The 14,190-nt window shown below is 55.1% G+C and carries 15 protein-coding genes; all 15 read left to right on the top strand.

The window, feature by feature from the left end; all coding sequences use genetic code 11:
* The first annotated feature begins 30 nt into the window (after positions 1-30).
* Complete coding sequence (spoVT, locus tag KVT34_RS27205; RefSeq protein ID WP_217562904.1) at positions 31-573, top strand: stage V sporulation protein T; 543 nt, start codon at positions 31-33, stop codon at positions 571-573.
* Positions 574-731: 158 nt separating this feature from the next.
* Complete coding sequence (spoVT, locus tag KVT34_RS27200) at positions 732-1,274, top strand: stage V sporulation protein T (protein ID WP_217562903.1); 543 nt, start codon at positions 732-734, stop codon at positions 1,272-1,274.
* A gap of 44 nt (positions 1,275-1,318) precedes the next feature.
* Entirely contained in the window at positions 1,319-3,007 is a 1,689-nt protein-coding gene (locus tag KVT34_RS27195) for a polysaccharide biosynthesis protein (RefSeq protein WP_217562902.1), read from the top strand.
* 107 nt (positions 3,008-3,114) lie between these two features.
* Entirely contained in the window at positions 3,115-4,596 is a 1,482-nt protein-coding gene (gene yabN / locus KVT34_RS27190; RefSeq protein WP_217562901.1) for a bifunctional methyltransferase/pyrophosphohydrolase YabN, read from the top strand.
* 114 nt (positions 4,597-4,710) lie between these two features.
* Positions 4,711-4,983, top strand: a complete 273-nt coding sequence (locus tag KVT34_RS27185; protein WP_009671911.1) for an HU family DNA-binding protein — start codon at positions 4,711-4,713, stop codon at positions 4,981-4,983.
* Complete coding sequence (locus KVT34_RS27180) at positions 4,983-5,243, top strand: RNA-binding S4 domain-containing protein (protein WP_042235286.1); 261 nt, start codon at positions 4,983-4,985, stop codon at positions 5,241-5,243. Before KVT34_RS27185 ends, KVT34_RS27180 begins: the two co-directional genes overlap by 1 nt.
* A 120-nt stretch (positions 5,244-5,363) precedes the next feature.
* Positions 5,364-5,645, top strand: coding sequence for a sporulation protein YabP (gene yabP, locus KVT34_RS27175; protein WP_009671862.1), 282 nt, complete (start codon positions 5,364-5,366; stop codon positions 5,643-5,645).
* Positions 5,642-6,223 carry a spore cortex biosynthesis protein YabQ gene (yabQ, locus tag KVT34_RS27170; RefSeq protein ID WP_217562900.1) on the top strand — a complete coding sequence of 194 codons (582 nt, stop codon included), beginning with the start codon at positions 5,642-5,644 and terminating at the stop codon, positions 6,221-6,223. Before yabP ends, yabQ begins: the two co-directional genes overlap by 4 nt.
* 56 nt (positions 6,224-6,279) lie before the next feature.
* Positions 6,280-6,621 carry an FtsB family cell division protein gene (locus KVT34_RS27165; RefSeq protein WP_217562899.1) on the top strand — a complete coding sequence of 114 codons (342 nt, stop codon included), beginning with the start codon at positions 6,280-6,282 and terminating at the stop codon, positions 6,619-6,621.
* 106 nt (positions 6,622-6,727) lie between these two features.
* Positions 6,728-7,210: a S1 domain-containing RNA-binding protein gene (locus KVT34_RS27160; RefSeq protein ID WP_016424266.1), complete on the top strand. Its 483-nt coding sequence runs from the start codon at positions 6,728-6,730 to the stop codon at positions 7,208-7,210.
* A 331-nt stretch (positions 7,211-7,541) separates the two neighbouring features.
* Positions 7,542-10,034, top strand: coding sequence for a stage II sporulation protein E (gene spoIIE, locus KVT34_RS27155; protein WP_217562898.1), 2,493 nt, complete (start codon positions 7,542-7,544; stop codon positions 10,032-10,034).
* A gap of 269 nt (positions 10,035-10,303) precedes the next feature.
* Positions 10,304-11,023 (top strand): vWA domain-containing protein, encoded by a 720-nt coding sequence (locus KVT34_RS27150; protein WP_217562897.1) that lies wholly within the window; start codon positions 10,304-10,306, stop codon positions 11,021-11,023.
* Positions 11,007-11,927: a protein kinase domain-containing protein gene (locus KVT34_RS27145; protein ID WP_009671868.1), complete on the top strand. Its 921-nt coding sequence runs from the start codon at positions 11,007-11,009 to the stop codon at positions 11,925-11,927. The genes KVT34_RS27150 and KVT34_RS27145 overlap by 17 nt, the downstream gene beginning before the upstream one ends.
* A gap of 83 nt (positions 11,928-12,010) precedes the next feature.
* Positions 12,011-13,528 (top strand): tRNA lysidine(34) synthetase TilS, encoded by a 1,518-nt coding sequence (gene tilS, locus KVT34_RS27140; RefSeq protein WP_217562896.1) that lies wholly within the window; start codon positions 12,011-12,013, stop codon positions 13,526-13,528.
* 40 nt (positions 13,529-13,568) lie between these two features.
* A complete protein-coding gene (gene hpt, locus KVT34_RS27135) occupies positions 13,569-14,108 on the top strand; it encodes a hypoxanthine phosphoribosyltransferase (protein ID WP_009671909.1) in 540 nt (179 codons plus the stop codon).
* Positions 14,109-14,190 lie beyond the last annotated feature (82 nt).

The raw sequence follows: 14,190 nt of genomic DNA, 5'->3' as shown, positions 1-14,190 counted from the left end.
ACTTCAAGTGAAAGTGGGGCAACATGAGTCATGAAAGCAACTGGAATCGTTCGTCGCATTGATGACCTGGGCAGGGTTGTCATTCCGAAGGAAATACGGCGCACACTGCGCATCCGGGAAGGCGACCCGCTCGAGATATTCGTCGATCGCGACGGTGAAGTTATCTTGAAGAAGTATTCCCCGATCGGCGAATTAGGGGATTTTGCCAAAGAATATGCCGAGTCTCTCTATGAGAGCACCAATCATATCACACTGATTACGGACCGGGATACGATTATCGCGGTAGCGGGCGGTTCGAAGAAAGAGTATATGGACAAACAGATCGGGCAGATCGTGGAGACCACCATGGAAAACCGTAAACCGACTATCGAGAGCGGTTCGGGTACATACGAAATCTCCAAAGACAATCCCGAAATTTACAGCTCTTTCGTCATCGCTCCGATTGTGGCGGGCGGAGACCCGATCGGTTCGGTTATTCTGATGAGCAAGGACGAAGAAGTCACAATGGGCAATATGGAATCGAAAATGGTGGAGACGGCAGCCGGTTTTTTGGCGAAACAAATGGAGCAGTAACCGAAAGCTTCCCTTACTTGGAAACCAATTCCGGAGGTAAGGGGGGCTTTTTTTGTTTTATGAGGAAATTTATATATAATGGGAAGAGTCCTCTTTAATCCGTATTTTTCAAACATCCTAGTGTAAACCCCCAGAAGGAAAGCGAGGCTTTAAGCAGTATGAAAGCGACAGGTATAGTTAGACGCATAGACGATTTAGGACGGGTAGTCATTCCTAAAGAGATTCGGCGCACCATGCGCATCCGGGAAGGCGATCCCATGGAGATATTCGTGAACCCCGACGGCGAAGTCATTTTGCAGAAATATTCTCCGGTCGGTGAACTTGGAGATTTTGCGCTGGAATACGCGGAATCGTTAAACGAGAGCACCGGGTATCAGGCCGTTATAGCGGACCGGGAGACCTTTATCGCAGCGGCAGGCCGCGGACGTAAAGAATATGACGGCAAACCGGTGGGCGAGCAATTGGAGAACGCCTTGAACGGAAGACAGACCATCGTGCAAGAAGCGGCCGGCAGTTACGAACTGGTTAAGGATGCGGCAGATGCTTACGGCTCATTCGTCATTGCACCGATCATTCACAATGGGGACACCATCGGCGCCGTTCTGTTGGTCAGCAAGGAAAATGATGTGGTCATGGGAAAAACCGAGCGGATCATGGCCGAAACGGCCGCTTCCTTCTTGTCCAAGCAAATGGAAGTGTAGATACACACGGACACATTTAATCTTTTATCGCAGGAGAGACGTTCATGTCCACGGAAAAGGGAACGCAGGAACAGACTGTGACGGTCGGAAGCTCCCGGCTCCTTAAGGGCGCCGCGTTGCTGGCCGCAGCGGCGGTATTCTCCAAACTGCTCGGAACCCTCCAAAAAATTCCGCTGCAAAATATAGCCGGGGACGGAGCTTTCGGCATTTACAACGCCGTCTATCCGCTGTATCTCCTGATTCTTTTCCTGGCGACGGCGGGTTTTCCGATCACGGTCGCAAAATTCGTTCAGGACCGGGCAGCCGCACGCGATCATGCGGGGGCTAGACGGGTGGCGGCGGCTTCCGCTCTGCTCCTGACAGCAACCGGCGTCCTTTGCTTTCTCTTGCTGTATTTCGGAGCCGATGTGCTGGCAGGCTGGATAGGAACAGCGGCTGCAGCGCCGGCCATCCGCAGCATTTCATACGCGCTTCTGCTGGTTCCCGTACTCTCGGTTCTCCGCGGTTATTTTCAAGGCTATGGGAACATGGTCCCCACCGCGGTGTCCCAGGCAGTCGAGCAGACGGTTCGCGTGCTTACGATGGTTCTTCTTTTGCTGTACTTGACCGAACAAGGCGCGGGAGACGGCGATATTGCCGCCGGAGCGACATTCGGTTCCGTAACGGGGGCGGCAGGGGCCTTACTTCTGCTTCTGTTTTATTGGCAGAGAAGCAAGGACAGAAGCGTCGGGAGGCGAGAGGCTGCCCGAGCTGGAGACGCCGGCCCTGCGGGGACCAAAGAACCGCTTGGCCGGCTCATGGCCTCTATCGGCGCTTACGCTCTGCCGATCTGCCTCGGCTCGATCATGACGCCGATTCTCAATCTCATCGACGCCTTCACCATTCCCCGCCTGCTCCTTGGCGGGGGAGCGGACCCGGCCGAGGCGATGCGCCAGTTCGGCCTGTACAACCACGGCCTGCCCTTGGTTCAGGCCGTGACGATGGTCGCGTCCTCGCTGACGGCCGTGCTGGTGCCGGCAATCGCCGCTGCTAAGGCGGCGGACCCGGCGCAGCTGCAAATCCGCACGGAGCGGACCGTGCGGATGACGGGCCTGCTCGGCCTGGCTGCGGCCGCCGGCCTGGCCTCTCTCACCGTGCCGGTGAACGTGATGCTCTATCAGAGCGAAGAAGCGTCCGGCACGATGGCTCTGCTCGCGCTCACGGCGCTGTTCGGCACGCTCAACATCGTGCTTGCCGGAGTGCTGCAGGGCCTCGGCGCCGTGAATGCTCCCGCGCTGCATCTGCTCGCAGCCGCCGCCGTCAAGATCGGCGGCAGCCTGCTGCTCGTGCCGCGCTGGGGAATCGCCGGCGCAGCCGTGTCGGCGGTGCTCGCGTTCGCTGCCGCGTCCGCCCTGGGCCTCGCCGAGGTGCGGCGGCTGACCGGCGCTCCGCAGCGCCCGCGCTCCTCGGCCTTGGCGCCGCTTGCGGCTGCCGCGCTCATGTGCGCCGCTCTGGGCGCGCTCCAGCTCGCGGGCGGGCCGCTGCTTGGCGCCTTGGCGCCGGGCCTCGGCCCGCGCGGACAGGCCAGCGTATTGGCGCTGGCCGGGGTGGCGCTCGGCGCGGCCGTGTACGCGCTCGCGCTGCTGCGCTTCGGCGCCGTGAACCGGGCGGAGCTGGAGCAGCTCCCCGGCGGCGGCAAGCTGGCTTCGGCGCTGACGAAGCTGCGCCTGTTCCCGCAGGGGGAGCGGCTCTAGGAGCGGACCGGGCTCCGTGATAGACCGCGCCGTTTCGGCGTAAAATAGCTGCGAATCAACCGGCTCCGCTTAAGCGGGAACCGGAATACGCGTGGGAGGCAAGGACTATGACGCAAGGAATTACGGTTCTCGGACTCGGTTCCGGGGACGAAAACCAGCTCACGCTCGGCGTGCTGCGCCGTTTGCAGCAGGCCCCGAAGCTGATTCTCCGCACCGATCATCACCCGGTTGCCGCCTATCTCCGGGCGGAGGGGATCCGGTACGAGACCTTTGACGCGATTTACGAAGCGAAGGACCGCTTTGACGACACGTATGAAGCGATAGCGGCCTCGCTGCTGGAGTCCGCCCGTTCGCAGGCTGTCGTGTACGCGGTTCCCGGACATCCTATGGTGGCCGAGTACACCGTGCAGCTGCTGAGGACGAAATGTCCGGAAGCGGGCATTCCACTGGAGATCGTGGGCGGGGAAAGTTTCCTCGACCAGGCGTTTCTCCGGTTCGGCTTTGACCCCATCGAAGGGATGCAGCTTTTGGACGCGACGGATCTGCGGCCCGGTATGCTGAACCCCCGCTTGCATACGGTTATCGGACAAGTGTACGATACATTTACGGCGTCGGATGTGAAGCTTACGCTGATGGAGCTTTATCCGGACGATTACACCGTCTTTGCGGGTCACTCCCTTGGCGTTGCGGGAGAAGAATCGGTTGTCCGGGTTCCTCTTTACGAGCTCGACCGGATCGAGGGCTACGGCAACCTCTCCCTTGTATGGGTGCCGCGCAGCGACCGCGACGAACTCCGCAACCGTACTTTGGAGCGGCTGCATGAAATTGTGGCGATTCTCCGCAGCCCGGAAGGCTGCCCTTGGGATCGCGAGCAGACACACGCCAGCCTCCGCAAAAATCTCATCGAAGAAGCGTACGAGGTGCTGGAGACGATCGATGAGGACGACCCCGACCATATGTGCGAGGAGCTCGGTGACCTGCTGCTGCAGGTGATGCTCCATTCCCAGATGGAAGAGGAGACTGGCGCTTTTACCGTCTATGACGTAATCGCGGGTCTCAACGAGAAGCTGATCCGCCGTCATCCGCACGTTTTCGGTACGGAAGGCGCGGAAAATGCGGAGGAGGCTCTCGCCAACTGGCAGCAGATGAAGGACGAGGAGAAGCGCCGCAAAGGGATTGATCCTTCTAAGCAGTCCGCTTTGGCGGGAGTGCCCAAGGATCTGCCGGCTCTGATGAAAGCCCTGAAGCTTCAGAAGAAAGCGGCTGCCGTCGGTTTTGACTGGTCCGAGGTCGGGGAAGTGATCGCCAAAATCACCGAAGAACTCGGTGAAGTGCAGGAAGCGATGGAAAACGGTGCGGCAGCGGAGCGCCTGGACGAACTCGGGGATCTGCTTTTCGCCGTCGTCAATCTGTCACGCTTCCTGAAAATCGATCCAGAAGAGGCATTGGCTTCGACTAACCGCAAGTTTGTACGCCGTTTCCAGTACATCGAAGAGCGCCTGGAAGCCCAGGGCAAGTCCCTGGCGGAGGCGGATTTGGCAGAGATGGAAGAATTGTGGCAGGAAGCAAAAAAACTTCAATCCACGTAGGTTTTTCAGCAGGATTTCCCAAGCTGAGCAAGAATACTTAGTTTCGGAAGAGGCTTTTCTGTTAGATTCAGAACCAGCTACACATTGTCATTCACTTTAGGAGGTATTCGAATCATGAACAAAACAGATCTGATCAACAACATTTCCACAAAGAGCGGACTCACCAAGAAAGACGTGGAAACCGTCCTCAACTCTTTCCTCGGTGAAATTACGGACGCGCTGTCCACGGGAGATAAAGTTCAGCTGATCGGCTTCGGTACATTCGAAACCCGCAAACGCTCCGGACGCACGGGCCGCAACCCGCAAACCGGTCAAGAAATTTCCATTCCGGAATCGAATGTCCCTGCTTTTAAAGCGGGCAACAAGCTTAAAGAAGCCGTAAAATAATGAGACTCGACAAGTTTTTAAAAGTATCCCGGCTGATCAAACGCCGTACGGTGGCCAAAGACGTCTCCGATCAGGGACGTGTCTGGATTAACGGGCGGGATGCGAAACCGAGCTCGACGGTGAAGGTGGGCGACGAGCTTACCATTCAATTCGGGCAGAAGAAAGTGACCGTTCGCGTGGAACAGCTGACGGAGTCGACTCGTAAAGAGGATGCGGCTCATATGTACACGCTTCTGCGGGAAGAAGCGAATAACGGATAACCAAGAGGCTGAAAGGCGGCTTACGCCGACTAGGCCTCTTTTTTACGTGTTTCCGGATGTTCTAAAAACGGACATCCCCCCATATCGTAGTGGTAGGAAAAGCTGTAGGGGGGACTCGCCATGATGGAGGCCGGAAAGACCAAGCGGCAGGAAGTGAAAATGCTCAACCGCAAGCTGCTCGAAATCTCCGGAGTGAAGAATGTGGAGAGCTTTGACAGTGAGGAATTTTTGCTGGAGACGGACTGCGGGTTTCTGCTCATTAAGGGACAGAATCTGCATATCAAGAATTTGAGTCTGGAGCAGGGACTGGTGGCGATAGAAGGATACGTCAACGCCTTGTCATATGTGGACGCAAATTCCCCGGAGAAAAACAAGGGATTTCTGGGTAAGCTGTTCAAGTGACACTGAACGTCCAGTTTTTAACCTTGTGGTTCATGTTCGTCAGCGGGATGGGGCTGGGGATGCTCTACGACGCCTTCCGGGTGGTGTTCGTGCAGCTGCGGCTGCCGCGCTGGACTTTCCCGCTTGCGGATGTGGTTTACTGGATTACGGCGACCGTCTGCGTGTTCGGGACACTCGTGCACAGCAATCAGGGACAAGTCCGATTCTTCGTCTTTGTCGGGTTAATTATCGGCCTGCTGGTTTACATGATGACGCTGAGCCGTACCGTCCGTAAGGTTATTGTGGTCCTGATCCGGGCGGTTAAATGGCTCCTCCGCTTCTTCAGGCGAACGTTTACGCTGCTCTTTATCAAGCCTGCGATCGGGTTATATAAGCTGGCCTGGGTGCTGCTGGGCTTTTTGGCGGCGCTGGCTATGTTCCTGTTCCGAGTTGTGGTACAATTGGTTTACCCTGTGTGGAAACTGCTGCTTTGGCTGACAAGACCCCTGTACAAGCATTTACGGGTACCTGCCCGCGTGCTGCGGTGGTTAAATTTTTTAAAGCAACTGTTTCAGAAGTGGTTTCGCAAGGGTAAGTAACCGGGCATGGGTCGAACTATATGATGACCCTGCACGATCAGGAGGCTCAGAGATTAATGCCTGTTTCACCCAAATCAACGCAGACGCAACCTAAATCGAATAGCAAAGGCACGCGCCGCAGATTCCGTATTGCCGCCGTCATACTGCTCGGTTTTCTGACGTGGGCGGGAATTACATTCTGGGGACAACATGGCAAGATCAGCGAGAAGCGTGCGGAGATGCAGCAAATCAAACAGGAGTTTACCGATGAACAGAAGCGTAAAGCGGACCTTCAGCAGGAAATTGCCCGTTTGCACGACCCTGAGTATTTGGAGCAAGTTATCCGCAGCGAGTTGAATTATGCCCGCGAAGGAGAAACACGTTTTTTTATACCGACGTCCAAATCACAAAATCCGTAAAACCGGATTATTTGGGCTTTTCTCCATGTTGACCGTCTATTCAGCAATGGGGTATAATCGGCATAGCCATTCTTTTGAACAATTTAAGGGAGGAACATTGTATTTTATGGCAATAGAAGTGGGCAGCAAATTAGAAGGAAGAGTGACCGGGATCACTCACTTTGGGGCATTTGTCGAGCTTGAACAAGGTGTCACCGGATTGGTGCATATCTCGGAGATTGCCGACAACTACGTGAAGGATGTCAACGACCATCTCAAGCTGGAAGACAAGGTTCTGGTCAAGGTCATCAACGTGGACAAGGACGGGAAAATCGGCTTATCCATCAAGCAGACGATTGAAAAGCCCGCTGAACCTGCTCGCCCTGAAAGACAAGGCAATGGCAAGTTCGACTCCCCTCGTTCCGGAGATCGTGGCGGATTCGGTAACCGCGGAGACCGCGGCGGACGCGGTGGCGGCTTCCGCAACGCACCCGGCAAATTGTCTTTCGAAGACAAGATGAACCGTTTCCTCAAGGACAGTGAAGAGCGCATTTCTTCGCTGAAGAAGCAGGACTCCAAGCGTGGTGGGCGTGGCGGACGCCGCGACTAATTGTTCCTCGCTCTACTATTTACACAAATCTACAACCACATTCCGTTTCGGCGGATGTGGTTTTTTTGCGTCGATTAACATGCGGTTATTCGGGGAATCGACACAACCTTACCGCATACGCATCCCTTTTACCGGTGACAATCTCCCGCCGCTTCGGAACGGCTGTTCGGAAGGGAGAAGCCGAGCCCCCACGGGGTAGGCATTTGCGTCGACCTGACAGGCACCCCTTTTTTGTCGGAAATTTCTTAAACTCTAGTAACTCATTATGACAAATTCTATGATAGAACCCACCTATAATAAACTCCACTAAGAGAAATGGTGGTGTCTGAACATGGAAAAACGAAATGGTGCACTTTCCATCGGTCTGCAATGGGCAGGCGCGGTGCAGCGGACAAAGTCGGCAGCTCAGGGCAGAGTGGCGGAAAACAGACTCATTCAATCGTTTGTAGCCAAGAAATGGTCTATCCTGCTCTTGTTGATGGCCTTTCTGCTGGGGAGAGCCATGATCCTTGAGGAGCTCGCTCCGTTTTCGATAGCCTTTTTTGCGGTCATGTATTTCCAGCGCCGTGATTTGCTTCTATGGACAGGCGTATTTCTATTTGCCGGAAGTTTACTGGCCGTACAACCTCAGAGCGGGTTTATCCTGACCGAGATGATCGTGTTTCTCCTCATCCAGAAAGGATTGGAGAAATACGAGCGCTCGGATATCTCGCTGGCGCCGGTACTCGTCTTCATCACAACACTGCTCGTGCAGATGTTCGCTCACCTGGTCAGCTCGGACCTATCTTGGTTTTCCTTGACGATGACGGGAGTGGAGTCGGTGCTGAGTCTGGTGCTTACGCTTATTTTCGTACAAGCCGTCCCCGTCTTCACACTGACCCGCAAAAATTATCAGCTCAAGCATGAAGAGATCATTTGTCTGATCATCCTGCTGGCGTCTATGATGACCGGCACCGTGGGCTGGACGCTCGGACCGGTTACGGTGGAGCACGTTGTCTCCCGTTACCTGATTCTGTTGTTCGCACTGGTGGGCGGTGCGCCGTTCGGAGCCTCGGTCGGTGTGGTGACGGGACTTATCTTAAGTCTCGCCAATACAAATGCGATTTATCAGATGAGTTTGCTTGCTTTCTCGGGCATGCTGGCGGGCCTGCTTAAGGAAGGCAAGCGGATGGCGGTAGCTTTCGGCATGCTGCTCGGCTCGTCGATCCTCTCCATCTATATCGGGACGCAGGGGGAAGTCATGAACTCCACCTGGGAATCCGTTGCGGCGGTAGCGCTTTTCCTGCTCACACCCAAGGGCGTTCTCCAGACGCTGGCCAAATACGTGCCGGGAACCCAGGAGAACCTCAAATCCCAACAGGATTACGCCAAACGCGTCAGGGATATTACGGCCGGCCGGGTGGAGCAATTTTCGCAGGTGTTTATGCAGTTGGCGCGGAGCTTCAAACAGCTTACGGTCGAGAGCCAGCCGGTACCTAAGGAGGAGGAGATCAGCCATTTCATGGAGGCCGTTTCCTGCCAGACCTGCCAGATGTGCCCGAAGCGGGTCCGGTGCTGGGACCAGCGTTTTTACCAAACGTATCAGTTTATGACGGGCATGATGACGGAAATCGAGCTTAATCCGAATTTCTCGCGGAAGCAGATTCCGATAGATTGGAAGCAGGCCTGTACGAAGCCGGATCAGGTGCTGGAGGTTATGAAAAACCAGTATGCGAAATATCAGAACGATATGCACTGGAAAAAGCAGATTTCGGACAGCCGTCAAATTGTGGCGGATCAATTAAGCGGCGTGTCCCAGGTCATGGAGGATTTGGCGAAGGAGATCAAGCGGGAGGGCCAGGAGCTCTTTCTGCAGGAGGAGCAGATTCGTCAGGCTCTGGAGGATCTCGGGCTTTCCATACACAGCATTGATGTCATTTCGCTGGACGAAGGTAACGTGGAGATCGAGATCATCCACCAATATACAAAAGGCTTCGATGAGTGCCGCAAAATCATAGCGCCTCTGTTAAGCGAAATTCTCGGAGAACATATTGCGGTGAAAAATGAGGAAATGCTCCCGAGGGGTGAAGGCTACAGCACGGTACTGTTCGGCTCGGCCAAAGAATTCGAAGTGGAGACGGGGATCGCGGGAGCAGCCAAAGGCGGAGAACTGCTGTCCGGGGACAGCTTCTCCGTAGCGGAGCTGGGCAACGGCAAATTCGTCGTGGCGTTGAGCGACGGAATGGGCAACGGCGAGAGGGCCAGGGCGGAAAGCTCGGCTGCGCTGACTATACTGCAGCAGCTTCTCCAATCGGGCATGGATGAGAAAATCGCGATCAAATCGGTCAACTCCGTTCTGCTTCTCCGTTCTTCCGACGAAGTGTATGCGACGGTGGATATGGCTCTGATTGATTTATACAGCGCAGAGACGACCTTTATGAAAATCGGGTCCACACCGAGCTTCATTAAAAGAGGCAGCGAAGTCATTCCGGTAATGGCCAACAACTTGCCGGTCGGCATTTTGCAGGACATCGAAGTGGACCTGCTGTCGCGATCCCTACAGCACGGAGACCTGCTGATTATGATGACTGACGGTATTTACGACGCGCCCGGACATGCGGTCAACAAGGAAATGTGGATGAAGCGGGTGATCCAGGAAATCGACACGGACATTCCCCAAGATTTTGCCGATAGTCTGCTTGAACGCGTTATGCGTTGTCATCACGGGGAAATTATCGACGATATGACCGTGGTCGCGGCGCGTGTCGAGAAGCATCAGCCCGAATGGGCGACATTTCGCTGGCCCGGCGTCAACCGGATCGAGCGGCCGAAGGTGGTGAGCTGAGTGCCGCAAAAGCGGTAAAACCGTATCCTGCCGGTTTATAAATAGAAAGGAGGCCGAATGCTGAAATTCGACAAATGCAGCCGTGCAGCGGAGTATCCTAGCGGGTGCCCCGCTGCTTTTTCTTGAAAAAAGTTCCGCGTTCAGTCCCCCAGGCAGGCCACCTCCGGCCCGGCCGGCTGACCGGCGACTGATTTCTTCCGCCCCTATGATTAGAATCTCGCAGACTTGGCGAAACTAGTAAGAACATTCATAGGTTGGAGGCGGAAGAGATGAAACAGATCCTACTAATCACCGACGGCTGTTCGAACGTCGGAATCAGCCCGGCGGCCGCTGCGGCGGAAGCCCGCGCGGAAGGCATTACGGTCAACGTGATCGGTGTCGTTGACCAGGGCGAGCTCGGCCTGCTCGGCGCCGAGGAAATCCGCGAGATTGCGAAAGCCGGCGGGGGCATGAGCCGGATCGCAACCTCGCAGCAGCTGTCGCAGACCGTGCAGATGATGACGCGCAAGACTGTGACGCAGACGGTTCAGCAGGCGGTCAGCCGGGAGCTGCAGAGCATACTCGGCAGCGGCGATATGACCGAACTGCCTCCTGTGCAGCGCTCCGAGGTCGTGCGCGTCATAGACGAGCTTGCGGAGAGCGGCTCCCTCCGCGTCGCGCTGCTGGTGGATGCCAGCGCCAGCATGAAGCCGAAGATGGCGGCGGTGCGCGAGGCCATCTCCGATCTGCTGCTCAGTCTCAAGGCGCGGAGCGGGACAAGTGAGCTGGCGGTTTTTCATTTTCCGGGACGGCATGACGGTGATCCCCATGTGGAAATGGATTCGGGCTGGACGTCAAATCTTGCAAATCTGGATAAGATGTTCTATAAATTAAACATGAAGGGCACCACACCTACCGGACCTGCCATGCTGAAAGTGGCGGCGTACGTGTCGGGTAAACCTATCTATTCAGACGATGAGGACGGGATGCTGCGTGACTACGTCGTATGAGCCCGCCCTGCCGCTCGGTACGACCCTCAAGGGGATCTGGAACGGCAGAACTTATACGGTTGTGCGCGGGCTGGGTTCGGGAGCGAACGGCCAAGTGCTGCTTGTACGCAGAGGCGAGCGCCGGTATGCGATGAAGATCGGATACGACCCTCTCGACCATCAGTTCGAAGTAAACGCCCTGCAGTCCCTTTCCAAGACGGATACGTCGTTCAGCCGGTTTCTGCTGGATGCCGACGATGCGGAATTCGAGGGACGCCGCTTGTCGTTTTTTATCATGCCTTACATACAAGGCCTTTCTTTATCGAAATACATACGGACCTACGGCAAGGACTGGATTTACGTGATCGGATCGAATCTGCTTAAAAAGCTTACGGAGCTGCACCGCAGCGGGTTTATCTACGGAGATCTGAAATCCGACAATCTCGTTCTTACGGAACATGGAAGCGTGGAGCTGATAGATTTCGGAGGCATGACGGCCAAAGGACGCGCGGTGAAGCAGTTTACGGAGATTTTTGACCGCGGCTACTGGTGTGCGGGCGAACGGGTCGCGGAGGAGAGCTACGATCTGTTTTCGTTCGCCGTTCTGATCATCAAAACACTGGATGAACGCGACGCGTTCCGCCCCGCCCTGCAGGAGCTTCCTCAGAACCGGAATATCTCCATGCTTGAGGATATCGTCAAAAGCAGCGAGCGGATGAAAGGCTTGGCTCCTTTTTTGCTGAAGGCTCTGAATAACCGGTTTGCTTCTTCCGAAGAAGCGCTTGCCGTATGGAGGGAACAAGCCAAGAAGGCGCGCGGTATCAAAGTCCCGGCCGAACGAAAAGAAGCCCCCGGGATTGTTCTGTTTTTGACGATATCTTTGATTGTTTTGCTGGGAACGATCGTTTACTTTTATCTGGACTGAAAAAAGGTCGAGACTTCGGCCCTTTCGTTACAAGGGCCGATTAACACGGGCTGCAGCAGCGGACGGAAAGCGGGGAAACAATCATGGAAGGGAAGCGGCAGCCCAGGGAGGCTAACCACGGTGAGCCCGGCAGCAGAGGATTGGACCCGGGATTCCGGGTCCGTGCGGCCGTCGAGAGCCGTATCGCCGAAGGGAAGCTGCTGGAACCGGGTGACACCGTCGTTGTAGCCGTGTCGGGAGGACCGGATTCGGTTGCGCTTCTTCATTTGCTGTACGGGCTGGCGGGTTCAAGGAATTGGCGGCTCATCGCAGCGCATGTCAATCACCGATTCAGAGGGGAAGAGTCCGACCGTGAAGCGGCATTCGTCGCTTCCTTTGCGGAGCGTCTAGGATTGCCCTGTGAGTCGGCTTTTATCGATGTGCCCGCTTATATAGAAGAAACAGCCTTGAACTCTCAGGTCGCGGCGCGGCAGAAACGGTACGAGTTCCTTTATGAAACGGCTCGCAAGTACGGCGCAAATAAAATCGCGCTCGCCCATCACGCAGACGATCAAGCCGAGACGATTCTGATGCGGATTTTACGGGGCACCGGGCCAGGAGGGCTGACGGGAATACCCGAGAGGCGAGCCGAAAAAAAAGTGGAACTCGTCCGGCCCATGCTTCGTATATACAAGAAAGAGGTAATTAGTTATTGTGAATTCCTGGGGCTCGCTTACTGCCGGGATAGCAGCAACGATTCGCGGAAGTATTTCCGGAACCGGATACGGCTGGATGCGATGCCCTATTTGCGCCAATATAACGATCAGCTTCCGGAGTCCTTGAACCGGCTGGGTGAAATCATGTCGGCCGAGAACGATTATATGGAACACGAAGCTGACCGCGTGTATGTTTCCGTCGTCAAGACCGAAGCGGGTGCAGCAAGCTTGGATCGGGGTGATTTTGTTCACTTGCACGTCGCTTTACAAAGGCGTGTGATTAAACTAATATTAAATTATCTCGCTTTTCAAGAGGAAAACGTCGATTATGCAAGATTAGAGGCGATTCGTACGGTAATTGTGCAGGACAGTCCCTCCAATCTCACATGGCCAATCGACGGACGTATTGCCTTGATTCGTGAGTACGAACGTATCTGTTTTCGATCCGAGACATCAGCCAGGTCGGGGGATGCGGCTTTTTTGCATCAAGTGGACTTGCAGCAGCCGTTTCTGTCTATTCCGGAAGCCGGAATGACCTTTGGTTTTACGGCCGCGGAACGGGATGGAATCGGCGGCGCCGATATTTCAGCAGCCTGTCCCGACGAGGCTTGGTTTGATCTTGATGCCCTTCGGATGCCGTTGTCGGTGAGAAGCCGGCAAGCCGGGGACCGTTTGGACGTGTTTGGTTTAAACGGCACCAAAAAAGTAAAAGATATTCTCATGGATGCCAAAATACCGCCCAGCCGCAGAGACCGGCTTCCGCTGCTTATGGATGCAGAAGGAAGGGTTCTGTGGATACCGGGCGTTCGTCGTTCCCGCCATGCGCTTGTCGGACCGGGAACCGTACGTTGGCTGCACATCCGGATTGAGCCCCCGGTGACCGAGGGAAACGGCCTTGGAGAATGATTTGTCACAGTTTTCATATTATTAAGTAGGGGGAGCATCCTTGTTTAACGACATTCAAGAAGTTTTTTACTCGGAGGAACAAATTCAAGCTAAGGTACAGGAGCTTGGAGCCCAGATATCCAAAGACTTCGAAGGCCGCAATCCGCTTGTGATTTGTGTGCTTAAAGGAGCTTTTATTTTCATGGCGGACCTCGTGAAACAGGTTACGATTCCGCTTGAGCTTGATTTTATGGCGGTATCCAGCTACGGACAATCGACGAAATCGTCGGGCGTCGTCAAAATCATTAAAGATTTGGACGTATCCGTAGAAGGACGTCACGTGCTGATCGTCGAAGATATTATCGACAGCGGTTTGACCCTGAGCTACCTCATTGACGTGCTTGAGAGAAGAAATGCCCAGTCCGTGTCTGTGGTTACTCTGTTCAACAAACCTGCCAGACGGTCCGTCGATCTGCAGCCCGATTATGCCGGTTTTGAAATTCCGGATGCGTTTATCGTAGGCTACGGGCTCGATTATGCCGAGAAATACCGCAATCTTCCTTACATCGGTGTTCTGAAACCGGAGATTTACTCTTCTTAAGAGCACCCGGGTATGTCCCACGGCCGGCTTTGTTGTGATGCTAAGACATGCTGTGGTAAAATATAAAAAGTGTGTCGTTTGA

It is taken from the genome of Paenibacillus sp. GbtcB18, from assembly GCF_019091125.1.
Taxonomy (GTDB): Bacteria; Bacillota; Bacilli; order Paenibacillales; family NBRC-103111; genus Paenibacillus_F; species Paenibacillus_F chitinolyticus.
Note: the sequence above shows the minus strand (reverse complement) of the source record. Positions and strands in the feature narration are given on the sequence as shown.

What these genes read in the sequence shown, in the direction of transcription:
- KVT34_RS27160 (WP_016424266.1), top strand. Translation starts at nt 6,728, where the DNA reads ATGGCAATAGAAGTGGGCAGCAAATTAGAAGGAAGAGTGACCGGGATC.
- KVT34_RS27195 (WP_217562902.1), top strand. Translation starts at nt 1,319, where the DNA reads ATGTCCACGGAAAAGGGAACGCAGGAACAGACTGTGACGGTCGGAAGC.
- spoVT (WP_217562903.1), top strand. Translation starts at nt 732, where the DNA reads ATGAAAGCGACAGGTATAGTTAGACGCATAGACGATTTAGGACGGGTA.
- spoVT (WP_217562904.1), top strand. Translation starts at nt 31, where the DNA reads ATGAAAGCAACTGGAATCGTTCGTCGCATTGATGACCTGGGCAGGGTT.
- yabN (WP_217562901.1), top strand. Translation starts at nt 3,115, where the DNA reads ATGACGCAAGGAATTACGGTTCTCGGACTCGGTTCCGGGGACGAAAAC.
- KVT34_RS27165 (WP_217562899.1), top strand. Translation starts at nt 6,280, where the DNA reads ATGCCTGTTTCACCCAAATCAACGCAGACGCAACCTAAATCGAATAGC.
- KVT34_RS27185 (WP_009671911.1), top strand. Translation starts at nt 4,711, where the DNA reads ATGAACAAAACAGATCTGATCAACAACATTTCCACAAAGAGCGGACTC.
- KVT34_RS27150 (WP_217562897.1), top strand. Translation starts at nt 10,304, where the DNA reads ATGAAACAGATCCTACTAATCACCGACGGCTGTTCGAACGTCGGAATC.
- yabP (WP_009671862.1), top strand. Translation starts at nt 5,364, where the DNA reads ATGATGGAGGCCGGAAAGACCAAGCGGCAGGAAGTGAAAATGCTCAAC.
- spoIIE (WP_217562898.1), top strand. Translation starts at nt 7,542, where the DNA reads ATGGAAAAACGAAATGGTGCACTTTCCATCGGTCTGCAATGGGCAGGC.
- KVT34_RS27180 (WP_042235286.1), top strand. Translation starts at nt 4,983, where the DNA reads ATGAGACTCGACAAGTTTTTAAAAGTATCCCGGCTGATCAAACGCCGT.
- tilS (WP_217562896.1), top strand. Translation starts at nt 12,011, where the DNA reads ATGGAAGGGAAGCGGCAGCCCAGGGAGGCTAACCACGGTGAGCCCGGC.